Below are 24397 nucleotides of genomic sequence, written 5' to 3'. Positions count from 1 at the left end.
ATGAAAAATAAAAGTTACGGAGATTATCCAAAATCAATAGTTACTGATATTCCTGCCGATTTAAATAGTCACATATTTAAACTATATGATAAGACCATTCCTAGCTTTTTAGGAGAAGCTGTGTATGTTTATTCTTTTAAAGAAAAGAGAATGGTGTATGCAAAAGGCTGGTTTGATGTTTTAGGATATAATGATGATGAAATTTCATTATTCAAAATTATTACGAGTACTTCCGAAAGGCATATGTCTTTTTCTAGTGAATTAAACGAGAAAGGTTTAAAGTTTGTAAACTCGAGAGAAAAAGACTTGGAAAAGTATAGTTTTACTTTAGAAGTAGAAAAAATTCATAAAAACGGAAATATTGTACCTCTTTTTTCTAGAGTTGGAATTTACAAGACTAATAATGGAAATATAGAAGAAATTATTGGTGTTTCACAAATTGTTCCATCTTTAAAATTTGGGAATGTAATGCAATATGCAGCCTATGGCCCGGATAAATCTGAATTTGAAGAAACTCTAAGTAAAGAGCTTTTTAAGCATTTTGCAATTTCAAGAAAAGAAAAAGAAGCATTGAGTTTGGCTGCCAAGGGACTTGCTTTTAAAGAAATTGCTAACAATCTAAACGTAAGTCAATCCGCGATAGAAAAACGTATAATACCCCTTTATAAAAGATTTAATGTGAAAAGTTTACCTCATTTAATAAGTTTTGCTTACACCAATCACATTTTATAACTTACGTTAAATTAATTATATCTATTTTTTTTCTATTTACTCCTATTTGTAAAAGCATTTTAACCCAGTTATTTTCTTCTAAATTTTCTTCTTTATAATTCCCTAAAATCCAGATAATATTTTTTTGTGAGAGTATTTCGCAATTTTCTTCATTTACTTTTCCTATTTCTGTAGGATCTAAAAACTTTAAAAATTTGTCAGGACAAACTAATTCTTCTTTTATAGGGTTTCCAGGATTAACATCATCTATAATTAAATATTTAGATTCTTTCCAAGTCCATAATTTTCTTTTGTTTATTAATAAATTATCTTCAACAAAAAAATAAGTATACAACTTTATAGCACTCGTATACAAACAAGATTTGTGTTTAATTGATAATTCGTTTAACAACCCAACACCTAAACTTGTTTTTCCACTTAACTGAGAACCAAAAATTAATAAATGTTTTCCTGCATCATTATTATTTAAAAAATTTTCAATCTTTGGTTTATCAATTTCATCAATACAAAAATCCCACTGACTTAACCTAAACTGAAACGGATAATTAGCATAAAATTGATACATTTTTGTTAAAAACCAATATCTAGATGCTACTGATAAATAAATTAACAGAATTGTTAAAATTAATATTGAAGTACCACTTTGAGTTTTAATATAAGCAAATGAAAATGCCCCTAAAGCAAAAAAACAAAGATCTGTAAAAGTATCTAAAGCTATATTTTTCCAGCTAGGGGTAAAAACATATGTACTTTTTTGGGGAATATACATAGTTCCTGAAATCGATATTTTTTTTAGTAATAATGGTCCTAAAAAATTGTAAAACTCAAATAAAAACCAAAAGAAAGTTACTATACTACTTGTTAGTAAAGGGTTTTTAAAGATAGAAGTAGCAATTAAAAAATGGTTCAATAAAAAAGAAGGAATAAATCCAAGTGCAATATGCCCAAATTGGTTTGCTAACCAAGCATAAGTTAATGTTATTCCTCTGTAAGAATCCTTTCCTATTAAATCTGCCTTTAATTGACCAAAAACTTCTCTATAGGTTATAACTGACATTGTAGGGGTTTAAAATATTCGCTAAAATAAGAAAGTATTCATTATCAATACCATAACTAAGCAAATTCTCATTGCTCAATTCTTCTTAAAAAAGTATCTTTGCAACTCAATTTTTAGAAGATGAAAAGAAGTAGCGTAAAAGAACTATTAGAGTCAGATAAATTCTTGCATGAAGTACATGTAAATGGTTGGGTGAGAACATTTCGTAGTAATCGATTTATTGCATTAAACGATGGTTCTACAATCAAAAATATTCAATGTGTTGTAGATTTCGAAAATACTAATGAAGATTTATTAAAACGTATTACAACGAGTGCTGCTGTCTCTATAAAAGGAACTTTAGTTGAAAGCCAAGGAAAAGGCCAAACATCAGAAATACAAGTAACTACTTTAGAAATATTAGGAGATTCTAATCCTGAAGAATATCCTATTCAACCTAAAAAACACAGTTTCGAGTTTTTACGTGAAAATGCGCATTTGCGTGTTCGTACAAATACATTTAGTGCAGTTATGCGTGTTCGTTCTGCATTGTCTTTTGCTGTGCACCAATACTTTCAGCAAAACGGTTTTTATTATGTAAACACACCTATTATTACAGGGTCGGATGCTGAAGGTGCTGGAGAAATGTTTAAGGTAACTAACTTTGAAGCTAATAAAGCTCCATTAAACGAAGAAGGAGAAGTTGATTACACACAAGATTTCTTCGGAAAGGAAACCAATTTAACGGTTTCTGGTCAGTTAGAAGCAGAAACCTATGCTATGGCTTTAGGAAAAGTATATACTTTTGGTCCAACATTTAGAGCTGAAAACTCAAATACAACTCGTCACTTAGCAGAGTTTTGGATGATAGAACCTGAGGTTGCTTTCAATGATTTGGATGCAAATATGGATTTATCGGAAGATTTCATAAAAGGTGTCCTTCAATATGTCTTAGATAATTGTAAAGATGATTTGGAGTTTTTAGACAATAGGTTAGCACAAGAAGAAAAAACAAAACCACAAGCTGAACGCAGTGAAATGAGCTTGATTGAAAAGCTACATTTTGTGGTTGATAATAACTTTAAAAGAGTGTCTTATACTGAAGCTATTGATATTTTACGTAATTCAAAGCCAAACAAAAAGAAAAAATTTCAATTTCCTATCAACGAATGGGGAGCAGATTTACAATCAGAGCACGAGCGTTTTTTAGTTGAAAAACACTTTAAATGTCCTGTGATTTTATTTGATTATCCTGCGAGTATCAAAGCATTTTATATGCGCTTAAATGAAGACGGTAAAACGGTTCGTGCCATGGATGTTTTATTCCCAGGAATTGGTGAAATGGTTGGTGGTTCTCAAAGAGAAGAACGTTTAGATGTTTTAAAAGAGAAAATGGAAGCTTTAGGTATAGAAGAAGAAGAATTATGGTGGTATTTAGATACTCGTAAATTCGGTACTGCTGTTCACTCAGGTTTCGGATTAGGTTTCGAGCGCTTGGTATTATTCACCACAGGTATGGGCAACATCCGTGACGTAATACCTTTCCCTAGAACTCCGCAAAATGCTGAATTTTAAAATTTAAATAAAAAATTAATAATCGCCATTCTTTATGAGTGGCGATTTATTTTTTAACAAGATTATCTTTATTTTTGTTTAATTACCTTTACTTTTAAGGATGTTACAATAAAATTAATCTAACATGGTTAGTTGGTTATGCTAAAACAAAGTTTACAATATAAATTACTTCAAAAGTTATCGCCTCAACAAATTCAATTGATGAAGTTGATTCAATTGCCTACACAAGCTTTTGAAGAAAGATTAAAGCAAGAAATTGAGGAAAATCCGGCACTAGATTCTGGGAAAGAAGAGGCTGAAAATTTTGAAGATACCTTGTCGAACGAATACGATGATGATGCTGGCACAGAAAAAATTGAAACAGATGATATAAATATTGATGAATATTTAAGCGACGATGAATATCCGAGCTATAAAACACAAGCCAATAATTATTCGTCTGACGATGAAGAAAAAAATGTTCCTTATGCTGCAGGAACTAGCTTTCATCAATCTTTATTAAATCAATTAAATACTTTCAGAATTAATGATGATGAACGTGCTATTGCTGAGTTTTTAGTCGGAAGCATTGATGATAGTGGATATATAAGAAGAGAAATTATCGATTTAGTTGATGATTTGGCTTTTACACAAAACATATTCACCACTGAAGAAGAAGTTGAAAGAATACTGATAGAAGTTGTGCATAGATTAGATCCGATTGGTGTAGGCGCACGTGATTTAAGAGAATGTTTAATTATTCAGTTAAAATCTAAATCAGAAAAAGAAAGCCGTAGTTTAGCTATTAATATTCTAGAAAATGCTTTTGATCATTTTGTAAAAAAACATTATAATAAACTTCTCGAAAAATTTAATATTTCTGAAGAGAAATTAAAAGAGGTTATTACCGAAATTGGAAAATTAAATCCAAAACCAGGTAGTTCTTATGCTGGCAATAATAAATTTGCGGAACAAATTGTTCCTGATTTTTCTATTAAAATTATTGACGGTGAATTAGAGTTGACTTTAAACTCAAGAAATGCACCTGAATTACATGTTTCTAGAGAGTACAACAACATGTTAAAAGGTTATAGTGATTCGAAAGAAAAAAGTAAGTCGCAAAAAGATGCTGTGATGTTCATCAAACAAAAACTAGATGCAGCTAAATGGTTCATTGATGCGATAAAACAACGTCAACAAACACTTTTAATCACCATGAATTCAATTATGCATCATCAATATGATTACTTTTTAACAGGTGATGAACGTAAGTTAAAACCTATGATTTTAAAAGACATTGCTGATGAAATTAATATGGACGTTTCAACTGTTTCTCGCGTTGCAAATAGCAAATATGTATCTACACCATACGGAACCAAATTAATCAAGGAATTCTTCTCAGAATCGATGAAAAACGATCAAGGAGAAGATGTGTCTACCCGAGAAATAAAAAAGATTTTAGAAACTGTGATTTCTGAAGAGGACAAAAGAAAACCTTTAACAGATGAAAAACTAGCACTACTTTTAAAAGAAAAAGGGTATCCTATTGCTAGAAGAACGGTAGCTAAATACCGTGAACAATTAGATATATCTGTAGCACGCCTTCGTAAAGAAATTTAATGCGTTGGTATAAGTTTATATCTGCAATATTACACCCCATTGTTATGCCTACTGTGGGTGTACTTTTGTTTTTTATTTTATCAGAAGTAAAAATTACAAGAGAACAGCAATTAGCTGTACTAAGTATGGTATTTATTTCTACCTACATTATTCCTATTCTCCTTTTAATTTTTTTACGCGCAATTGGAGTAATAGAAACGTATCAAGTAAAAACTATTCCTGAAAGGAAAATTCCAATTCTTTTTATGACAGGGTTGTTTTTTTTCGTTGGAAAAAGCTTAATGAGTACATCAGTAACTAGAGAGTTTAGCTACTTATTTTACGGAACCTCATTAAGTTTAACACTAGTTTATTTTATTTTTCTTTTTAAAGAGAAAACCAGTCTACATTTACTTTCTATGGGAAATGCTGTTGGATATTTTTTACTTTTTCAACAAAGTCATAATATATCTATACTTCCTGTTATCTTAGTCCTTATAATCTTATCAGGCTTATTAGCCAGCTCAAGACTATATTTAAAAGCACATACTCCTAGAGAAGTCTATATGGGGTTTTTTATTGGGGTTATTAGTCAGTTTTTAGTCTTTTGGGTGTTATAAAAGAAAAAAAATCAATCCAAATTTAGTAATAGTTGTGTCTATTTTTTCATTATCAATATAAGCATCCTTATACATAGGTGTTAAACCGTAATACACATATAAATTAAATGCACCATAACCTACAGACAGTTCTAATCCTGTTTGAAAATTATTATATTTATCAATATTAGTAAAACTGAACTTTTCATTATCGATAGTGTATGTAAAGTTATTAGATAGATTATAACTTAACTTTACACCTGTATATATTCTCCAAAATGAATACGTAACAGCATCTGACGTTCTCCATCTAATTTGAATTGGAAACTCTAAATTATGTAATCCTATTTGACTTGATATTGCATCAGGGTTTGAAGTAAAATCAACATTATTAGGAGTTAAGTTATGACTAAATGAATCGTAATTGTAGCCTATACCAATTCCTGTTGAAAAATTGCCTCTTCTGTTGAAAGGAATATCTTTAATATACCCTGCGGAAAATCCATATGAAAAACCTCCATTTCCAAAACCTGTTGGTTGCTTATCTAATATATTATAAGTAATATTCAAATATAACTGATCCTCCCAGTAGGAGTCTCCTAATTGCAATGAATCTTTCTGGGAAAAAGAAATCATAGAAATAAAAATAAAAAAAAGACTGACTATACAATGTTTCATAACTAACTATAAATATAAATCATTTTATACAAAAAAAGAGCAATCAAATGATTGCCCTTTATATTATTAAATAATTTTAAAATTATTTCTTTATCGTACTTCCTTTTTGAGTAGACAAACTTAATTTAAGAGCATTTACATCTCTTAATTTTAAACGAATATCAGTTAATGTACCAACATTTGATTCTTTATCTGCTTTAATAGAAGTGGTCATAAAAGGAATTTCAGCTTCAGATACTTTTTCTCTTTCATTAATAATGAAAGCAGGTACATCATCTGGTGTCCCAATTTTATCATTTAACTGAATCTTGTTATAACCTGTTCCGTATTTAGGATCTTTAGCTTTACCTACGTAAATAGTACTTACTAAACTTTTATGTTCTAACTTCTTAACTTCAGATGCACTTGGTAAACGAGGTGCATCTATTTGCAAATCAGTTTCTCTCATGGTAGTCGTTACCATGAAGAAGAATAATAACATAAAAACAATATCTGGTAAAGACGCAGTCGATAACGCTGGCGTTTCTTTTTTCTTCTTTCTGAATTTAGACATACTTTATCGTTTTTATATTTATTAATTCGCTCCTGTAGGATCTAAGTCAGTAATAATTTGAGGATAACTTGTTTTGACATCTTCAACTTTCTTTCTTAGTTCTTCGTCCTTACGTCCGCTATCAATAAACAATTGTTCTAACTCATTAAAAGACATACCGTAACGCTTTTGAGACAATCTGTTTCTTAATTCAGTATAAGCGCTTAACAATTCATCTTGTACCGTTACATAAGTTCCATATTCAGTTGCTCTATCACTTTCTACAGAGATAATTGCTTTATTTGGGTGATCTGAAGAATTCTCATCTCTTTCACCACCACAATAATCACAAGACTTACCCTCTTTCTCACCTTCAACTGGATTTCCTATTCCTCCTCCATTATCAATGAATTTAATTGCAGCTTCTTTTAAATCTTTTAACTCCATAACTTCACCATCTACAAAAAGTTGGTTATTACGGTTAATACTGATTTCGAAGATGTTTTTCATCTTAATTTTTGGCGGAACATAATCTTTAGGTGGTTTTTCAGCTAACTTTTTAGAGATACCTGAATCTACATCCATAGTTGTTGTTACAAGGAAAAAGATAAGTAGCAAGAAGGCAATATCTGCCATCGAACCTGCATTAATTTCTGGGTTTTCTCTTCTTGCCATAATATATTATGATTTAATTAATCCTTTAACTAAGTCTATTACAAAAAAGAATAAGCCAATACCTCCTAAGATTAAACTATATATAATACCAGTACCAACCCATTTAGAGGTCGCTCCTGCTTGCCCATCTTTTAATAATACTCCTTGTACATCATACACTGCTGCATCAGAAGATAAAAAATAAGAAACAAGTAAAAGAACACCTAATACGGCTAATCCTAATAATGTTTTCTTTAAGGCTGCTGGGTTTTTAATTAAACTCAAAATAGCTAGTACTAAAGTGATAGCTATGGCTGCATATAATAACCACATAGAAAAAGTTATTAATGGGTTAACTACACTAGCTTGCACAGCTGGATCTGTTTTTATCGAATCTTCCCCTGCCATAAAAACCCTAACGAATAGGACTGCTCCTATTACACTAACTAAGGCAACTATTAGAGGTAAGAATTTTGCTAATTTATTTCCTTTCATAAGAAAAATTATTTTTTGTATTTAGCTAATAAATCAATTAAAGAGATAGATGCATCTTCCATATTGTTTACAATACTATCTACTTTAGAAACGATATAGTTGTAAAAAACCTGTAAGATAATTGCTACTACTAAACCAAATACTGTTGTTAATAAGGCTACTTTAATACCTGTTGCTACTACCGCTGGAGAAATATCGTTTGCTACTGCAATCGAATCAAAAGCTCCAATCATACCAATTACAGTACCCATAAACCCTAACATCGGTGCTAAAGCAATAAATAATGAAATCCAAGAAATATTTTTTTCTAATAATCCCATTTGTACTCCACCGTATCCTACTACAGCTTTTTCAGCAGCTTCTAAACCTTCATCAGCTCTTTCTAAACCTTGATAAAAGATAGAGGCAACAGGACCTTTTGTATTTCTACAAACTTCTTTAGCAGCTTCTACACCACCTGAACTTAACGCTTCATCAACGCTAGCTACTAATTTCTTAGTATTTGTTGTTGCCATGTTTAAATAAATAATTCTTTCGATTGCGATAGCCAAACCTAAAATTAAGGCTACTAATACAATTCCCATAAAACCTGGTCCTCCTTCAATAAAACGTTGTTTTAACTCTTGGTGGAAAGTTTTTTCAGCTACTACCTCTTGTGCAAAAGTTGATTGAATCGCTCCAAAGAACATGAATCCTGCAATAGTTAGGATATTTACTACTTTTTTCATCTTTGTTATAATTAATTTTAAATAGTTAACGGGTTAAAAATACAAATTTTTTGCTTTCGAAACACAGGAAGACCCCTTTAAAAGATTAGTTATTTAAATAACACTTAAGAAATCCCCTCAGTTTTCAGAGTGCCAAATAACAAAAAAATGTTGGATCCATAAAAAAAAACATCAGGTATTTACATTAAACACCCAAACTTTTATGGTTTGTCTATGATTTGGCTTCCGTTTATACTTAATAAGGTAGTAATTATTAAAAAATTAATTTATTTCTCCTCGTAATGACAATTCAAAATAATGCTTAAATTCTTCTTTTGATAAATTTTCTCCTAACAAATACATCATTTTAGCAATGGCTGTTTCGGTAGTAATATTTTTCCCATTAATGATCCCTATTTTTTTTAAGTTGGTACTTGTTTCATAAAGACCTAAAAGAACACTACCTCCTGCGCACTGTGTTACATTTACTATATGCACTCCTTTTTTTATTGTTTTATCTAACAAATCTAAAAACCAAGCTTCTGTTGGCGCATTACCTGCCCCATAAGTTTCTAAAACAATTCCTTTTAGATTAGGAATGTTTACAATGGCTTGAACTACTTTTTGAGTAATCCCTGGAAAAAGCTTTAAAACAACTACATCATTAATTAAATTTTTTCTAAAGATTAGTTCTTCCTCACTATTTTTTGGCTGAAGCAATAAATGTTTATTGAAATGTAGATGCACCCCACTCTCTGCTAATGGAGGATAGTTCATCGAGGCAAAAGCTTCAAATTGTTCTGCATTAATTTTAGTAGTTCTATTGGCACGGTACAATTTGTATTCGAAGTACAAACCTACCTCTTTAATAATAGGTTCTCCTTTTTCTCTTGCAGATGCTATTTCTATAGATGTAATTAAGTTTTCTTTTGCGTCGGTTCTTAAATCTCCAATAGGCAGTTGTGATCCTGTAAAAATTACTGGCTTCTTTAAATTTTCAAACATAAAACTAATCGCGGAAGATACATACGACATCGTATCAGATCCTGTTAATACCACGAAACCGTCAAACTTTATATAATTTTCAGCAATTATTTCAGCGATCTTAATATAATACTTCGTATTCATGTTTGATGAATCTATTGGTTCTTCAAAAGAGATAGTAGAAATATTACAATTTAACTGCTGAAGTTCTGGTATTTTATCTAAAATCTGATCAAAATCAAAAGCCTTTAAAGCATTTGTCTTATAATCTTTTATCATACCAATGGTACCTCCTGTGTACACTAATAAAATACTAGGCTTATTTGTCATTTTGACACTTTTATTTTCTGATTTATAAAATGGAATAATTTATGTTGTAAATTTATCAAACTTAAAAAGATTACAATTAAAAAAATAAAAATTATGGGAATAGAATATTATGCAGTTATAGGAATTTTTTCACTTATTAGCTGGCTTGTTAGTAATATGCTACAGCGAAAATTTAAAAAATATTCTAAAGTAAGCTTAAGAAATGGAATGAGTGGGGCCGAAATTGCAGAAAAAATGTTAGCTGATAATGGAATTACAGATGTAAAAGTCATCTCAACTCCTGGAATGTTAACTGACCATTACAATCCACAAAATAAAACGGTGAATTTAAGTGAAGGTGTGTACAATCAACGAAACGCATCTGCTGCTGCGGTGGCTGCGCATGAATGCGGACATGCAGTACAGCATGCAAGAGCTTATAAATGGCTACAAATGCGATCTAATTTAGTACCAATGGTAAATATATCTTCAAAATTTTCTCAATATTTAATTATGGGGGGATTGGTTTTAGGCGCTGCATCTAGTGTAGGATATTATGTACTTGCAGGTGGTGTAGCTTTAATGGCATTAGCTACTTTATTTAGTTTTGTAACCTTACCTGTTGAATACGACGCCAGCAACAGAGCATTGGCTTGGTTAGAAAATAAAAACATGGTTACCAGAGAAGAATTAGCAGGTTCTAAAGACGCCTTAAAATGGGCCGCAAGAACCTATCTAGTTGCTGCTTTAGGTTCGTTAGCAATGTTAGCATATTGGGCTATGAAATTAATGGCCAGTAGAGATTAATTATAAATCTTATATCATAAAAAAACTCTCGAAAATCGAGAGTTTTTTGTTTTATCTAACCAAAAATATTAATCATTTAACTTAAGAACCGCCATAAATGCTTCTTGTGGAATTTCTACATTACCCACTTGACGCATACGTTTCTTACCCTTCTTTTGCTTTTCTAAAAGCTTACGTTTACGAGAAATATCTCCTCCATAACATTTTGCTGTTACATCTTTACGTAATGCTTTTGTAGTTTCTCTTGCTATAATTTTAGCTCCAATGGCTGCTTGAATAGGAATATCAAACTGCTGTCTTGGAATCAATGTCTTTAATTTTTCTACAATCTTCTTACCAATAGTATAAGCATTATCTGCATGTAATAAAGCAGAAAGTGCATCTACAGGTTGTCCGTTTAATAAGATATCTACACGAACTAATTTAGATGGTCTCATTCCTATTGGAGAATAATCAAACGAAGCATATCCTTTAGAAACCGTTTTTAAACGATCATAAAAATCGAAAACAATTTCTGCTAAAGGCATATCAAAAGTCAACTCGACTCTCTCAGTAGTTAAGTATGTTTGATTCACAATTTCTCCACGTTTTTCAATACACAAACTCATTACCTGACCAACAAAATCTGACTTTGTAATAATTGTCGCTTTTATAAAAGGTTCTTCCACTCTATCTAACCTCGAAGGATCTGGTAAATCTGTTGGATTATTCAATAAAACAATTTCATCAGGATTTTTCTTTGTGTACGCATGGTAAGAAACGTTAGGAACTGTCGTAATTACAGTCATATTAAACTCGCGCTCTAAACGCTCTTGAATGATCTCCATATGTAACATTCCTAAGAACCCACAACGAAAACCAAATCCTAAAGCTGCAGAACTTTCTGGCTGAAATACTAAAGAAGCATCATTTAATTGTAATTTTTCCATCGAGCTACGAAGTTCTTCGTAATCTTCTGTATCTACAGGATAAATACCTGCAAAAACCATTGGCTTTACATCTTCAAAACCTTCAATTCTATCTTTTGTAGGATTTTCAAAATCCGTAATTGTATCTCCTACTTTTACTTCTTTTGCTGCTTTTATTCCTGTAATTAAATATCCTACATCACCAGTTGTGATTTCCTTTTTAACAACTTGCTGTAGCTTTAGTGTTCCTACCTCATCGGCATTATATTGTTTACCCGTTGCCATAAACTTTATTTGTTGATTCTTTTTTATAGAGCCATCAATTACTCTAAAATAAGTCTCAATTCCCCGGTAAGAATTATAAACACTATCAAAAATCAAAGCTTTTAAAGGTGCATCAGGATCCCCTTTAGGAGCAGGAACTTTATCTATAATAGCAGCTAAAATATTATCAACCCCAAAACCTGTTTTTCCACTTGCATGAATTACATCTTCTGGATCACAACCTAATAAATCTACAATATCATCAGTAACTTCTTCTGGATTTGCACTAGGCAAATCCACTTTATTTAAAACCGGGATAATTTCCAGGTCATTCTCTAGCGCTAAGTATAAGTTAGAAATGGTTTGGGCTTGTATACTTTGTGCAGCATCTACAATTAGCAATGCTCCCTCACAAGCAGCAATAGAACGAGAAACTTCATACGAAAAATCCACGTGACCCGGAGTATCAATTAAATTCAAAATATATTTTTCTCCGTTATGAACATAATCCATTTGAATTGCATGTGATTTAATGGTAATACCACGCTCACGCTCCAAATCCATACTATCTAATAATTGATCTTGCTTTTCACGTTCAGTAACCGTTCCTGTATAATCCAACAATCTATCTGCCAAGGTACTTTTTCCGTGATCAATGTGTGCAATGATGCAAAAATTTCTGATGTTCTTCATGTAATATCTATCTACTTATGACCGACAAAGATACGTTATTTATAAATTTTTAAACTGAAAAAATGTACTTTTGCAAAAATTACACGAAGTCTAATCAAGTTCGTGCAAAACACACTCATTACCATTTGATTAAATATGAAATACAAATGATTGTGAATTTTATTTAAAATTGATGACAATTGGTTAAAATAGGCAACATAGAATTACCTGACTTCCCGCTTTTGTTAGCGCCAATGGAAGATGTAAGTGATCCTCCATTTAGAGCTTTATGCAAAGAAAATGGTGCAGATGTGGTATATACAGAATTTATTTCTTCGGAAGGACTAATTCGCGATGCTGCGAAAAGCGTAATGAAACTAGATATTTATGAAAAAGAACGTCCTGTAGGAATTCAAATTTTCGGCGCAAATCTCGATTCTATGTTACGCTCGGTTGAAATTGTTGAAAAAACCAAACCAGATATTATTGACATCAACTTTGGCTGTCCTGTTAAAAAGGTAGTCTCAAAAGGAGCTGGTGCAGGAATTTTAAAAGATGTTGATTTAATGGTTTCGCTTACCGAGGCGATGGTAAAACACACCAATTTACCCATTACTGTAAAAACTCGTTTAGGTTGGGATCATGATTCTATTCGTATTGTGGAAGTAGCAGAACGTTTACAAGATGTGGGGTGTAAAGCAATTTCTATTCATGGTCGTACACGTGCACAAATGTATAAAGGTAGCGCAGATTGGGCACCAATATCCGAAGTGAAGAATAACCAGAGAATGCACATTCCTGTGTTTGGTAATGGCGATGTTGACACTCCTGAAAAAGCCATGGAAATGCGTGACAGATACGGATTAGATGGCTGTATGATTGGTCGTGCAGCTATTGGTTATCCTTGGTTTTTTAATGAAGTAAAGCATTATTTTAAAACTGGTGAATATTTAGAGGTTCCTACGATTGCTCAACGAACTGAAATGGCCCGTAGACATCTACAAATGGCTATTGATTGGAAAGGACCAATTTTGGGTGTTTTTGAAACCAGAAGACACTATACCAATTATTTTAAAGGAATCCCTCATTTTAAAGAACATAGGATGAAAATGGTAACCTCTGATGATGCGAAGGATGTCTTTGCTGCTTTTGATGAAGTGGAGGCTAAATTTGGAGACACAAGAATACCTCAAATAGGATAGATATATACTATTTTTATAGTACAACCTTTTATTAAAAAAACATTAGGTTTAACTCAAAATTTTCTATACTCAATAAGTAAATATTATGCATAATTGAGTAACCTACAATAGTTGATGATAATAAAACGAGTTCCTCCTTTTTTACATTGATTTTTTCAGCAATTAAACAGGAAGAAATTGCAACAAAAAGAAATAAAGGAACATATATTTTCATTGTATCAATTAAACCATAATGTATATAACAAATCAATCTTTCGTCAAACTTAAAAGTTAAATACCTTAAAAATATATCTAATTCAAACCAAATTGGCACTATTAGACAAAACAAGAAGAATAATCTAAAGGCAAAATAAATTGGCTTTAGTTTTAAATAAATAAAATAAAGAAAACTGATTAAAAGCACATCTATTGATAAGAACAAAATTAATTTTAATAAAATCTTATCTATCATTAATTTAACAAACAAAATTTCATTAATATAAAAAGCAAATAGATGCCATATAAAAATATAGCATCTATAAAAAATAATGTAAAGAATTATATATACTATTTTACTCATATAGAATCATTTCATCTACTAATTCTATTTCATTTTTACCTGATAAATTGATGATCTCTGATTTAAGATCATTTAAAATTAACTGGTAACTATTACTTGTTGATTTTGTTTTTAATATTTCAATAAATTCTAAAAAGTTATTTTTTAAATTATCATTTATAACAATATCTCTTCTATTATTGTTGATTTTATCTACAGCTTCGTTAATTTCAGGAAGCATTGAGACTATTTTGGCATAATCTGAAATACTAAAATCTTTTATATCAATTGAGCTACTTAAACTATAATAATAACTTATTAATTTTTTCCCTATTACAGTTGTATTGAGAAAATTATCTCTTAAGGCATAATAATTATCAAATTTTGACAACAAATCGACAGAAGGAAAATTATTTTGAAAAGCATCATCTACTGCTATAGAAGCCATACGGCAACCACCGGGATCTGCCCCTCCACATGACATAGAGAATGTATTGCAGCTGCCAAAACCTCCAGAACAAATTGGGTTACATGAACCTGATGCCATTTTCATTTTTGTTGCAAATTCAACAGGTAAACTATCATTTTGTAAAGAATCTTCTTCTAGGTTAAACAACTTAACTGTTTTAAAAACTTCAAATTCTGAAATTTGAGTGACAACACTTTTTTCAAAAGAATCGTTTAGATGCATTTTTACAAATAACCCATCAAGATTATCTAAAAAATAATGAACTAAAAATTCAATATTATTGAAATTAACCATATTATCCTTCAAATCAAAAACCTTATCAAAGGTACTCCCCGTATTTGAAGTGATATAAAATAAATGTCTAAAACCTGTATTGGAATAAAAAACTTCATACGCAATTAAAGAACTGTCTTCGTTAAAATATTCAATTACTGCATAAATTGAGTTATTTGAATTGACGATTGTTTTCTCTGAGATATTTTTTAAAATTAAATCTTGACTTGAATATGTTGAACTTATAAGATCAATAAATTGATTATTGTATGTTCCTTTAGAGTAATCGTTTGAAAATTTTCTCAAATTAAACTTTTGGATAACTATTAAATCAGTTTGTATGTTCTCATTATTATCTTTACAACTCTGAATTATAACTAATGTGACTAATAGCAAAAGTGCTATAAAACTTACAGAATAAATTTTTCTTGTTTTTTTCATTTTTCTAAACTTTAAAATGTTATAAATAAAACTTAGAAAGAGAATAATGCGCAATTTTTTCTAGATACTCTTTCTCTTAAAATATTCTTAAGAACACATCAAACATAATAATAATAATAATTCACAAATCACTCATATTAAAGTTAATACATTCTTAATATTAAAATCTCTAAGGAAGAATAGTTGTCATAAACTATTTTAAGTCTTTTCTAATCTTTCATCATTTTTTTATTTATTCTCTATTAAAATGAAGTAATTCCTCTACTCTTTCTTTACTTAAAGAATGAAGAAAAGTTAAAACAACAAAATAAAAAAAGTATAATTTTAAACTTATTATTGATAAATGTATTTTAAACTAAAGCTCATTATTTAGAATTCTTTTCAGAGTTTCCAGTTTGTCTAAAATAACTAAAAAGAAAACATTTATTTTTCAACAAAACTTTCTGAAATTCTTGAACTTGCAATTTGCGCGGCAAGAAAACCTAATACTGAAATTGTACCGATTACTACCAATAAATTCGCCCAACGAAATTCTACTGGATATGGAATGTTTTGAGTAATCATAAACAAACCAAAACGTTGTTGAACAAGCACCAGCAATATTCCGATAGTTAATCCTATTGCCATTCCTACAAGCGTTAATAAAAACCCTTGCAAAACAAATATTTTTTTAATGTTTTGAACACTTGTTCCAAGATTGAATAAGGTTTTTAGATTTTTACGCTTGTCAATAATCATCATAATAATCGCCCCAATTACATTAAACAATGCAATGATAACGATTAAAGTGAAGATTAAGTACGATACAAAATTCTCTGTATTTATTACCTTATAAAACAACGCATTTAATTGTTCTCTAGTTTCTACTTTATAAGCACTACCCAATTGATTTTGGAGCTCTTCTTTTATATTATTCACCAAATCAGAACTTATTAATTTTATCTCTAATGCTGAAATCTGATTTTTATTATAGTTAAGAAGCTCTTGCGCTAGTTTTAATTCTGTAAAAACGTACTTGTTTTGAAACTCTTCCGACCCATTGTAAACACCAATAACTTGTGCATTTACCGAACGAAAAGCATTGTTCGGGTTTATGAACCCAGTTCCTGATTTTGGGACATAAATTTCTAAAGATTCTCCAAAATTGAGAATTCCTAGCGAGAGTTTGTAAGAAATTCCGTTACCGATTACCGCTGTGTTTTTAAACTCTGAATCTACCCATGTCCCTACCGAAAGGGAAGAATCTATCGCAACTACTTTAGTATACTTTTGATCTACCCCTTTTATGTTCGCTATATGGCTTTTGTCTTTATGTTTTAAAAAAACACGTTCTTCAACAACTTTAGAATAGTCTTTTACGGATGGGGTTTGAATTAATATTTGTTCAACATCCGAAGTAAATAAAAAAGTTTTTCCTTTTACCGCTGTAATTTTAATATCTGGATCAGAAGTATTTAATAACGAGTAACTAAAGGTTCGTAATCCTGAAAAACCAGATAAAATTATAAATAATGCAAGCGAGCCAACAATTACCCCAAACGTAGCTATTAGTGTAATAATATTAATTGCATTGGTACTGCTTTTTGAAAACAGGTATCGCTTGGCTATATATAGAGGAAAATTCAAAAGTTAATAAAATTATGAAGCAGCAATGTAGCAATAATTCATTAACGCTTTTGACGTTTAGGTAAAATATCTGGATTTTTAATTGGGTTTTCGTCTTCTCCTTTTAACGACTTGTCAATCTCTTCTATATAATCCAAACTATCGTCACCAAAAAACAATAATTCTGGCATTCTACGAAGTTGATTTTTTGTTCGTTGTGCCATTTCATGACGAATTAACGGAGTGTTAGATTTTACCCCTTCAATAATTTCTTTTCTTTTTTCTGAAGGAAAAATACTCAGGTACACCTTAGCAACACCCAAATCGGAAGTAACGGAAACTTTAGAGACAGAAATAATAACACCTTTCATTCCGTCTTGTGCTGCACGTTGTAATACATCAACTAAATCTTGTTGTAAAACGCCTGCTATCTTTCTTTGTCTGTTTGTTTCTTCCATGGTACAAATTTACTGATTATTTTATCGTTTACAATCAATAATTGGTCCAAAGAGATATTTAATGTTTTTTAAGGAGTATAAATTTTGTTTTTAATAGCATACATCACCAATCCTACACGATTTCTCACATCTAATTTAGTAAACAAACTATCGCGATATCCATCTATGGTTTTCGGACTTAAAAACATTTTTTCTGCAATTTCTTTGTATGTAAGTTCTGAACAAGCGAATTTCATAAACTTTAATTCGTTTTCTTTAAAATTAACATTGCTTTTACCATTCCTTCCAGAAACAGATTCTAACAGTAAATTGGTTACATTTCTGGTGTGATAAAATCCACTGTCCATCATCTCTAACAAAGCTTTTTCTAAAATTTCTTTTTTAGTGTCTTTTAACAGATACCCGACGGCACCTGCTTTTAGCATTTTAAGAATTGTACCATCGGCATCTTCAACAGAAAGCGCCATTACGTGTACATGAGGGTAGTGTTCCACAATCCACTCTGTGGTTTCTATACCATTCATAATGGGCATATTAACATCTACCAGAACAATATCTGGAATATTTTTTGGGGAAGCTTTGAACTTTTCTTCAACTTCTCTTCCGTTTTTGCAAGTATATAACACTTTAAATTTATCAAAAGTGTTTACCATACCCTCAATAGCTTGCGACAATAACGTATGATCATCTACAACAACAACTGAATATTTCATAGTGGTTAAGTTATGTTGGTTATTAAAAAAACTATGGGGATTAGTGCTTTTAAAGGTAATAATTTATTTTTAAAGTTGTACCTTCATTGGGTTTTGACTCAAATTTAACCAAAGCATTAATTAAACTTGCTCTGGTTTTAATGTTTTGAATTCCAATTCCATTTAAAGATTTTTTTGTTACATCAAAGCCAACACCATTATCTTGTGCTGTTATTTTTATTTTCTTTTCTTTAAATTTTAAAATCACTTCTAAATTTGTTGCTTTTGAATGTTTAATGGTGTTTGAAAAAAACTCTTGCAGAATTCTAAAAATAATGATTCCGTGCTTTTGATTAATTTCTGTTTCTTCTCCTAAAACAGTTAGTTTTGCTTCAATATAATTTAACCTGTTAAATCGTTCTAACTCTAACCGTAAAGCCTCTTTTAACTTAATATTATTTATAAATTCTGGATTAATAAGTTTAGACAACGCTCTTGTTTCTGTTAAACTTTTAGAAATGGTTTCTGAAATTTCCTCCATATTTTCTGGAGAAGCCTGCTGTATTTGTATTTTGGCTAAGGTTAATAACTGCCCTATATTATCGTGTAACTCCCAGCTAATATTCCGCAAGGTTTCTTCACGAATTTCAATTTGGGTTTCTATAATTTCTTTTTCATACTTTTTTTTAGCTTCTTGCTTATCAATAAGCAATTTATTTTTACGTCTTTGAAAAACAGTAAATAACACTACTATAAACAAAACACCAAAGACAACTAAAATAGTTGAAATTAAAACGATTACTTGTCCTTCTTCAAACTCCATAATAATCCAATTAAAAAACAACTATGCATAATAATTGTTAAAATATGCTGTATCCTATACAACTTAATAAAACTACTTCCACTTTTCATAAAATTAAAAATGGCAGTTAGAGGCAATGTTCCTAAATAATACAACAACAAACCCACTGTTATCCAGAAGACAATGTTTTTTTTATAATTAACTATTTCTTCTGAAAGCAGCATTTCCCTTAAATATAAAATCAAAACAATTGCTATTAAAAAGGCTCCAAAAACAGGTGCAATTGTATTTAATTTTGTCTTGAAAATTAAAACTCCATAAAAAATACTACTAAAAAAATAGATTATATTATATATATAAAAACTGAAGCAAAGAATTTTTTTCGTTAATTTATTCTTAAAAACACCTTTATAAAATGCAAATAATAAATTAAACTCTAAAAAACTCAATAAATTATAAAAAGCATTATTATATTTTAATTTTGACAAAGTCAAAGCTAGTGTATCTATGAAAAATAAAAAAAATAGAAATAGTAAAAAAAACCTAAATACATAATTTGTAAAAGATAATATTGATAAAGTATATCCTAAATAAAAATAAATCATATTTTCTAGAAAGGTGGTTGTGGCAAACCTTTATTTCCTGCTCCACTATCCACATCAGCATTAATTTCAAGTATTTTCATTATTAATTTATTTTCCTCTTCTTTATCTTCTTCACTATCATACTTTAAACTACTTTCATAATCTTCCTTGCTGTTGTACCTCCAATTATATCCATATTTAACTAACATTTCTTTAAAAGTAACAATACTATCTTTTTTAGATTGTACTAGGTCAATAGCAACGTTTTTACCGTCTATATCAGTAGTAGGAATATAAATTAATGTTTGATAATTACTTTGAATAGTATCTGGCTTATAATTCTTCGGGTATGCTGCTGAAATAAAACTAACTCCTGTAATAGGTATCTCTTTCTCAATCGAAAGTTTTTCTATATAAGCAAAATAATCTTTTAACTCTTGAAATGTGTAAAAATTAACTCGGGTGTCTTCAAAACCCAATCCTCTTTTTAAGATACGCTTTCTTGTTTTATCATATTGTCTCAGCATTTTTACTATTTTTTTATATTTTAAAGTTGTTGGAGGCCTTCCTACATATTCATAACAATAAGTACCTTCTGGCGGTGTAAATACTTTTGGGCATTTCTCACAATCTTGCTTACAAGAGGATAAAAACCCAATCATAACAATTGATAACATTACTACTAGTTGGTTAGTTTTTTTCATGGTATATAATTTTAAATTTAAGCTAAATATACATGCTAACTTTTAAAAAACACATTAAGTCTTCTAATAATATTATTGTGTATCAATACTTTAGTTTTTATTTTATTTTAAAAAACAGGAAAAACACCCTCATCAGCCAAGTAATTACACTATCAATATTAAGAGTATAGTACTCTTGTAAAAAAAAATAAGTAACAGCAAATTTGTAGCGAAAAAGAATTCAAGAGGATTTACTTCAAGGGGGAATTGCACAAACACCTCAACTACAAAATAGTTAAGGTGTTTTTTTAGGTTAAAAAACCCTATAATCAATAGTCTTTTACCTATTCTACTCCTTTTTAAGAATTCTAACTTTGCAACAGCGGAATGTTTAAAATAAATTTTCATAGCTTTTATATACGCTTCTTTAAAGTATTGTTAATCATCACAGGTTAGTTTAAAATTGTATAAAATTTTATTAACAATACTTCTACGCCTCAATGTAACATTGAGGCGTTTTTTATATTTTTACTAAATGAAAAAAATAGAACATATAGGTATTGCCGTTAAAGATTTAAAAGCTTCAAACGAATTATTTGCCTCTCTTCTCGGTAAAAAACATTATAAAATAGAAGAAGTAGCTAGTGAAGGTGTAAAAACCTCATTTTTTAAATCGGGGCCTAATAAAATAGAATTGTTAGAAGCCACCAAACCCGATAGCCCTATTGCAAAGTTTATAGAAAAAAAGGGGGAAGGCATCCATCATATTGCTTTTGCAGTTAACGACATTGTTAATGAAATTACTCGATTAAAAAAAGAAGGTTTTACAATCTTAAATGAAAATCCTAAGAAAGGTGCTGATAATAAGCTGGTTGCTTTTTTACATCCTAAAACTACAAATGGTGTTTTAATTGAATTGTGTCAAGAAATTGACTAACTTTTTTAACAAAATTCACCAAGCAAATATTTGTATCTTGCAAGGCAGAAAACAATAAAAATCTATGGCTACATCTTTTGATTCTTTTCAAAAACGACGTTTACGCTCTTCGTATGCTTCTGTAGTAATTAGTATCGCATTGGTTTTATTTATGATTGGTATATTAGGTTTGGTTTTATTAAAATCTACCAAAGTTGCTAATCACTTTAAAGAAGAGGTAGTGATGTCCTTATTTTTAAAAGATGATGTTACGAAAGAGAAAACAAAAGGATTAAGAGAATCTTTACTGAAAGAAGAGTTTACTAAAAAGATTTATTTTATTTCTAAAGAAGATGCGGCAAAAGTATATAGTAAAGATTTAGGTGAAGATTTTTTACAATTTTTAGGAGATAATCCACTTAAAAATGGTATTGATTTATATCTGAAAGCTGAGTATGTTACACCTGAAAAAATGGATGAACTCAAGCAAAGATTCAATAAAAATGCATTTATTGATGATGTTTCTTATAACAAACCTTTGGTAGAGCAACTTACTAAAAACATACAACGTATTAGTTTTTGGCTACTTGTTTTAAGCGGTTTTTTTAGCTTAGTTGCTATTATTTTAATTAACAGTTCTATCCGTTTATCTATTTATGCGAAACGTTTTAATATTAAAACGATGCAAATGGTAGGTGCCACTAAAAGTTTTATTCGTCGTCCGTTTATTTGGCAAAGTATAAAGCTAGGTTTTATTGCTGCCATCATTGCTTTAATCGGTTTAGCTTTTATTGTTTACTATTTAGACAAATACATACCAACTCTAGATTTAATTAAAGACTATTTATCTTTAGGGTACGTTGTCGGAGGCGTTATTTTAATCTCTTTTTTAATCACTTGGTTAAGCACTTTTTTTGCTACCCAAAGGTTTTTAAACTTACAAACAAACGATTTGTATTATTAACATGAAGAAAGAAAACAAAAAGCCAGAATTCTTATTTGGCAAAAGAAATTATATGATTATGCTAATTGGTTTAGCTGTAATCTCATTAGGTTTTATTTTAATGGCAGGTGGCGGAAGCGACGACCCAAATGTCTTTAATCCAGAAATTTATAACTGGAGACGCATTCGTTTAGCTCCAACCTTAGTAATTATTGGTTTAGGTATTGAGATTTACGCCATTTTAGCAAATCCTAAAAAATAAGCATGGATATCGTACAAGCTATTATTTTAGCTATTATTGAAGGCATTACGGAATACTTACCCGTTTCTTCTACAGGACATATGATTATTGCATCATCATTCATGAAAATTGCTTCGGATGATTTTACAAAACTGTTTACCATCGTAATTCAATTAGGAGCTATTTTATCTGTAGTTGTATTGTACTGGAAACGTTTTTTTCAAAGTTTCGATTTCTATTTAAAATTATTTGTTGCTTTTTTACCAGCAGTGTTTTTAGGTCTATTATTAAATGATATTATAGATGAATTATTAGAAAGCCCAACAACCGTTGCTATTACTTTAATTTTGGGTGGAATTATACTTTTAAAGGTTGATGATTGGTTTAAGAAAAATGAAGACGTCAATCCAAAAAACCCAACAGAACATACAGAAATCAACTACCTAACAGCTTTAAAGATTGGTTTTTTTCAATGTTTGGCTATGATACCAGGAACTTCTCGAAGTGGAGCAAGTATTGTAGGAGGAATGACGCAAGGTGTAAATAGAAAAACAGCTGCAGAATTTTCTTTCTTCTTAGCGGTACCTACTATGTTAGGTGCAACTGCCAAAAAATTATACGATTACTACAAAGCAGGATTTGTATTAAGCGACAACCAAATAAATTACTTAATTATTGGGAATGTTATTGCTTTTATAGTGGCTCTTATTGCTATTAGATCGTTTATTGATTACTTAAGTAAAAAAGGATTTAAAATCTTTGGGTACTACCGAATTGTATTAGGAATTGCTTTGCTAGTAATCCACTTTTTTATCTATAAATTAACCATTTAAGTTGATGTTGACTGCAGAAGATTATAAAAATGGGCAAGTTCTTTTAATAGACAAACCGTTAGAATGGACGTCGTTTCAAGTAGTAAACAAACTACGCTGGCATATTCGTAAACGTTTTGATATTAAAAAAATTAAAGTGGGGCATGCAGGGACTTTAGATCCACTTGCTACTGGTTTACTGATTATTTGTACAGGTAAACAAACCAAAAACATTGACACATATCAAGGTCAAATTAAAGAATACACTGGTACATTTGTTGTAGGAGCAACCACACCTAGCTACGATTTAGAAACCGAGGTTAACGAAACCTTTCCTATAGCTCATATAACTGAAGATTTAATTCATAAAACTACTGAACAGTTTATTGGAAAAATACAACAAAAACCGCCTATTTTTTCAGCGATTAAAAAAGAAGGAAAGCGTTTGTATGAACTCGCTCGTAAAGGAGAAACTACTGAAATAAAAGCTCGTGAAGTTGAAATTACAGAATTTGAAGTTACGAAAATTAACATGCCTAATCTTGAATTTAGAGTGGTTTGTAGCAAAGGAACTTACATTCGTTCATTAGCTCATGATTTTGGTATAGCATTAAACTCTGGAGCTCATTTATCGGTATTAAGACGAACTAAAATCGGTGATTTTTCAGTAGATAATGCGCAAAGTATTGATGGTTTTATTGAGGGTTTAAAATAAGCTTTACAAAAATCGATTATACCAACTTTCGGTAATGGGCACTTCCCAATTATTTTCTAATTCTTGCTTAGTTTGAATCAGGTTATCAAAAACAATGGTTTTATCGTTTACTGATTTACTTTTAAGCAATTTTTTGAACTCTTTAAGATCTTTATACTGTATGAATTCACCCTGTTTAAAACACACATTCATCTTATCTAATAGATCAACCTCGTACTCTTGTTGTAATTGTAAAATAAAAGCGACTTGAGCATCTATATCTGTATTGGCTAACTGCGAATCTTCATCAGCAAGAAAAACAATAAATCGATTGTATAAAAACTGATAAGAAGCCTTAAAATTTACGTCATCTGCTTTCCAATTAGAAACAAAATCGCATAACTTTTGATTAAGCTCTTCAACCTCTTGAGGATAAAATTTTCGGCTACTAGGATACACCCAAACTCGAGCATCATCCTGTAAAGTTTCATGATTAACTAACATTTGGCAAATA

At 30.3% G+C, this 24397-nt stretch carries 26 protein-coding genes; 11 read left to right on the top strand and 15 right to left on the bottom strand.

Annotated elements, in window-relative coordinates:
• A complete protein-coding gene (locus tag C7447_RS03565) occupies positions 1–732 on the top strand; it encodes a helix-turn-helix transcriptional regulator (protein WP_148868827.1) in 732 nt (243 codons plus the stop codon).
• 1 nt (position 733) lies between these two features.
• On the opposite strand, the gene C7447_RS03560 is transcribed toward C7447_RS03565, so the two are convergent.
• Positions 734–1789, bottom strand: a complete 1056-nt coding sequence (locus tag C7447_RS03560) for an ATP-binding protein (RefSeq protein WP_148868825.1) — start codon at positions 1787–1789, stop codon at positions 734–736.
• Positions 1790–1909: 120 nt separating this feature from the next.
• Here C7447_RS03560 and asnS point away from each other — a divergent pair, with 120 nt between their 5' ends.
• The 3 genes from asnS (at position 1910) to C7447_RS03545 (ending at position 5541) form a co-directional block, all read left to right on the top strand.
• Positions 1910–3343 (top strand): asparagine--tRNA ligase, encoded by a 1434-nt coding sequence (asnS, locus tag C7447_RS03555; RefSeq protein ID WP_148868823.1) that lies wholly within the window; start codon positions 1910–1912, stop codon positions 3341–3343.
• A 138-nt stretch (positions 3344–3481) separates the two neighbouring features.
• On the top strand, positions 3482–4942 hold the full coding sequence (rpoN, locus tag C7447_RS03550) for an RNA polymerase factor sigma-54 (protein ID WP_148868822.1): 1461 nt from the start codon (positions 3482–3484) through the stop codon (positions 4940–4942).
• Positions 4942–5541 carry a hypothetical protein gene (locus C7447_RS03545; protein ID WP_148868820.1) on the top strand — a complete coding sequence of 200 codons (600 nt, stop codon included), beginning with the start codon at positions 4942–4944 and terminating at the stop codon, positions 5539–5541. The genes rpoN and C7447_RS03545 overlap by 1 nt, the downstream gene beginning before the upstream one ends.
• Here the strand turns inward: C7447_RS03545 and C7447_RS03540 are convergent.
• The 6 genes from C7447_RS03540 to C7447_RS03515 form a co-directional block, all read right to left on the bottom strand.
• Entirely contained in the window at positions 5536–6156 is a 621-nt protein-coding gene (locus tag C7447_RS03540) for a porin family protein (protein ID WP_246143007.1), read from the bottom strand. The two genes, C7447_RS03545 and C7447_RS03540, sit on opposite strands and share 6 nt — an antisense overlap.
• A 124-nt stretch (positions 6157–6280) precedes the next feature.
• Entirely contained in the window at positions 6281–6751 is a 471-nt protein-coding gene (locus C7447_RS03535) for an ExbD/TolR family protein (protein ID WP_148868816.1), read from the bottom strand.
• 21 nt (positions 6752–6772) lie between these two features.
• Entirely contained in the window at positions 6773–7405 is a 633-nt protein-coding gene (locus C7447_RS03530; protein ID WP_148868814.1) for an ExbD/TolR family protein, read from the bottom strand.
• A 6-nt stretch (positions 7406–7411) separates the two neighbouring features.
• Positions 7412–7879 (bottom strand): hypothetical protein, encoded by a 468-nt coding sequence (locus tag C7447_RS03525; RefSeq protein ID WP_148868812.1) that lies wholly within the window; start codon positions 7877–7879, stop codon positions 7412–7414.
• A gap of 8 nt (positions 7880–7887) precedes the next feature.
• On the bottom strand, positions 7888–8607 hold the full coding sequence (locus tag C7447_RS03520) for a MotA/TolQ/ExbB proton channel family protein (protein WP_148868811.1): 720 nt from the start codon (positions 8605–8607) through the stop codon (positions 7888–7890).
• A 261-nt stretch (positions 8608–8868) separates the two neighbouring features.
• Positions 8869–9900, bottom strand: coding sequence for an asparaginase (locus C7447_RS03515; protein WP_148868809.1), 1032 nt, complete (start codon positions 9898–9900; stop codon positions 8869–8871).
• A 93-nt stretch (positions 9901–9993) separates the two neighbouring features.
• Here C7447_RS03515 and C7447_RS03510 point away from each other — a divergent pair, with 93 nt between their 5' ends.
• Entirely contained in the window at positions 9994–10686 is a 693-nt protein-coding gene (locus tag C7447_RS03510) for a zinc metallopeptidase (protein WP_148868808.1), read from the top strand.
• 68 nt (positions 10687–10754) lie between these two features.
• On the opposite strand, the gene lepA is transcribed toward C7447_RS03510, so the two are convergent.
• Positions 10755–12551: a translation elongation factor 4 gene (gene lepA / locus C7447_RS03505; RefSeq protein ID WP_148868806.1), complete on the bottom strand. Its 1797-nt coding sequence runs from the start codon at positions 12549–12551 to the stop codon at positions 10755–10757.
• 179 nt (positions 12552–12730) lie between these two features.
• Between lepA and dusB the strand changes: the two genes are divergently transcribed.
• On the top strand, positions 12731–13732 hold the full coding sequence (gene dusB, locus C7447_RS03500) for a tRNA dihydrouridine synthase DusB (protein ID WP_148868804.1): 1002 nt from the start codon (positions 12731–12733) through the stop codon (positions 13730–13732).
• Between the two features lie 551 nt (positions 13733–14283).
• On the opposite strand, the gene C7447_RS03495 is transcribed toward dusB, so the two are convergent.
• The 6 genes from C7447_RS03495 to C7447_RS03470 form a co-directional block, all read right to left on the bottom strand.
• Positions 14284–15453 (bottom strand): hypothetical protein, encoded by a 1170-nt coding sequence (locus tag C7447_RS03495; protein WP_148868803.1) that lies wholly within the window; start codon positions 15451–15453, stop codon positions 14284–14286.
• A gap of 423 nt (positions 15454–15876) precedes the next feature.
• Entirely contained in the window at positions 15877–17079 is a 1203-nt protein-coding gene (locus C7447_RS03490; RefSeq protein WP_148868801.1) for an ABC transporter permease, read from the bottom strand.
• Positions 17080–17120: 41 nt separating this feature from the next.
• On the bottom strand, positions 17121–17516 hold the full coding sequence (gene rbfA, locus C7447_RS03485) for a 30S ribosome-binding factor RbfA (RefSeq protein WP_148868799.1): 396 nt from the start codon (positions 17514–17516) through the stop codon (positions 17121–17123).
• 68 nt (positions 17517–17584) lie between these two features.
• Positions 17585–18229 carry a response regulator transcription factor gene (locus tag C7447_RS03480; protein WP_148868798.1) on the bottom strand — a complete coding sequence of 215 codons (645 nt, stop codon included), beginning with the start codon at positions 18227–18229 and terminating at the stop codon, positions 17585–17587.
• A gap of 49 nt (positions 18230–18278) precedes the next feature.
• On the bottom strand, positions 18279–19031 hold the full coding sequence (locus tag C7447_RS03475; protein ID WP_148868797.1) for a sensor histidine kinase: 753 nt from the start codon (positions 19029–19031) through the stop codon (positions 18279–18281).
• A gap of 589 nt (positions 19032–19620) precedes the next feature.
• Positions 19621–20298, bottom strand: coding sequence for a hypothetical protein (locus C7447_RS03470; RefSeq protein WP_148868795.1), 678 nt, complete (start codon positions 20296–20298; stop codon positions 19621–19623).
• Positions 20299–20812: 514 nt separating this feature from the next.
• Here C7447_RS03470 and mce point away from each other — a divergent pair.
• From mce to truB, 5 genes are all read left to right on the top strand, one after another.
• Complete coding sequence (gene mce / locus C7447_RS03465; RefSeq protein ID WP_148868793.1) at positions 20813–21214, top strand: methylmalonyl-CoA epimerase; 402 nt, start codon at positions 20813–20815, stop codon at positions 21212–21214.
• 64 nt (positions 21215–21278) lie between these two features.
• Positions 21279–22157 carry a cell division protein FtsX gene (locus tag C7447_RS03460; protein WP_148868791.1) on the top strand — a complete coding sequence of 293 codons (879 nt, stop codon included), beginning with the start codon at positions 21279–21281 and terminating at the stop codon, positions 22155–22157.
• Position 22158: 1 nt separating this feature from the next.
• Positions 22159–22398 (top strand): DUF3098 domain-containing protein, encoded by a 240-nt coding sequence (locus C7447_RS03455; protein ID WP_148868789.1) that lies wholly within the window; start codon positions 22159–22161, stop codon positions 22396–22398.
• A gap of 2 nt (positions 22399–22400) precedes the next feature.
• Positions 22401–23210: an undecaprenyl-diphosphate phosphatase gene (locus C7447_RS03450; protein ID WP_148868788.1), complete on the top strand. Its 810-nt coding sequence runs from the start codon at positions 22401–22403 to the stop codon at positions 23208–23210.
• A 4-nt stretch (positions 23211–23214) separates the two neighbouring features.
• Positions 23215–23904 carry a tRNA pseudouridine(55) synthase TruB gene (gene truB, locus C7447_RS03445; protein ID WP_211354891.1) on the top strand — a complete coding sequence of 230 codons (690 nt, stop codon included), beginning with the start codon at positions 23215–23217 and terminating at the stop codon, positions 23902–23904.
• 3 nt (positions 23905–23907) lie between these two features.
• On the opposite strand, the gene C7447_RS03440 is transcribed toward truB, so the two are convergent.
• Positions 23908–24387: an ABC transporter ATPase gene (locus C7447_RS03440; RefSeq protein ID WP_148868786.1), complete on the bottom strand. Its 480-nt coding sequence runs from the start codon at positions 24385–24387 to the stop codon at positions 23908–23910.
• Positions 24388–24397: the final 10 nt, after the last annotated feature.

Source organism: Tenacibaculum adriaticum, assembly GCF_008124875.1.
Classification (GTDB): domain Bacteria; phylum Bacteroidota; class Bacteroidia; order Flavobacteriales; family Flavobacteriaceae; genus Polaribacter; species Polaribacter adriaticus.
This window is presented reverse-complemented; position numbering and strand designations above follow the sequence as displayed.

Coding starts and splice junctions, on each gene's coding strand:
- C7447_RS03565 (WP_148868827.1), top strand. CDS start 1: ATGAAAAATAAAAGTTACGGAGATTATCCAAAATCAATAGTTACTGAT.
- C7447_RS03560 (WP_148868825.1), bottom strand. CDS start 1,789: ATGTCAGTTATAACCTATAGAGAAGTTTTTGGTCAATTAAAGGCAGAT.
- asnS (WP_148868823.1), top strand. CDS start 1,910: ATGAAAAGAAGTAGCGTAAAAGAACTATTAGAGTCAGATAAATTCTTG.
- rpoN (WP_148868822.1), top strand. CDS start 3,482: ATGCTAAAACAAAGTTTACAATATAAATTACTTCAAAAGTTATCGCCT.
- C7447_RS03545 (WP_148868820.1), top strand. CDS start 4,942: ATGCGTTGGTATAAGTTTATATCTGCAATATTACACCCCATTGTTATG.
- C7447_RS03540 (WP_246143007.1), bottom strand. CDS start 6,156: ATGATTTCTTTTTCCCAGAAAGATTCATTGCAATTAGGAGACTCCTAC.
- C7447_RS03535 (WP_148868816.1), bottom strand. CDS start 6,751: ATGTCTAAATTCAGAAAGAAGAAAAAAGAAACGCCAGCGTTATCGACT.
- C7447_RS03530 (WP_148868814.1), bottom strand. CDS start 7,405: ATGGCAAGAAGAGAAAACCCAGAAATTAATGCAGGTTCGATGGCAGAT.
- C7447_RS03525 (WP_148868812.1), bottom strand. CDS start 7,879: ATGAAAGGAAATAAATTAGCAAAATTCTTACCTCTAATAGTTGCCTTA.
- C7447_RS03520 (WP_148868811.1), bottom strand. CDS start 8,607: ATGAAAAAAGTAGTAAATATCCTAACTATTGCAGGATTCATGTTCTTT.
- C7447_RS03515 (WP_148868809.1), bottom strand. CDS start 9,900: ATGACAAATAAGCCTAGTATTTTATTAGTGTACACAGGAGGTACCATT.
- C7447_RS03510 (WP_148868808.1), top strand. CDS start 9,994: ATGGGAATAGAATATTATGCAGTTATAGGAATTTTTTCACTTATTAGC.
- lepA (WP_148868806.1), bottom strand. CDS start 12,551: ATGAAGAACATCAGAAATTTTTGCATCATTGCACACATTGATCACGGA.
- C7447_RS03495 (WP_148868803.1), bottom strand. CDS start 15,453: ATGAAAAAAACAAGAAAAATTTATTCTGTAAGTTTTATAGCACTTTTG.
- rbfA (WP_148868799.1), bottom strand. CDS start 17,516: ATGGAAGAAACAAACAGACAAAGAAAGATAGCAGGCGTTTTACAACAA.
- C7447_RS03480 (WP_148868798.1), bottom strand. CDS start 18,229: ATGAAATATTCAGTTGTTGTTGTAGATGATCATACGTTATTGTCGCAA.
- C7447_RS03475 (WP_148868797.1), bottom strand. CDS start 19,031: ATGGAGTTTGAAGAAGGACAAGTAATCGTTTTAATTTCAACTATTTTA.
- C7447_RS03470 (WP_148868795.1), bottom strand. CDS start 20,298: ATGAAAAAAACTAACCAACTAGTAGTAATGTTATCAATTGTTATGATT.
- mce (WP_148868793.1), top strand. CDS start 20,813: ATGAAAAAAATAGAACATATAGGTATTGCCGTTAAAGATTTAAAAGCT.
- C7447_RS03460 (WP_148868791.1), top strand. CDS start 21,279: ATGGCTACATCTTTTGATTCTTTTCAAAAACGACGTTTACGCTCTTCG.
- C7447_RS03455 (WP_148868789.1), top strand. CDS start 22,159: ATGAAGAAAGAAAACAAAAAGCCAGAATTCTTATTTGGCAAAAGAAAT.
- C7447_RS03450 (WP_148868788.1), top strand. CDS start 22,401: ATGGATATCGTACAAGCTATTATTTTAGCTATTATTGAAGGCATTACG.
- truB (WP_211354891.1), top strand. CDS start 23,215: ATGTTGACTGCAGAAGATTATAAAAATGGGCAAGTTCTTTTAATAGAC.
- C7447_RS03440 (WP_148868786.1), bottom strand. CDS start 24,387: ATGTTAGTTAATCATGAAACTTTACAGGATGATGCTCGAGTTTGGGTG.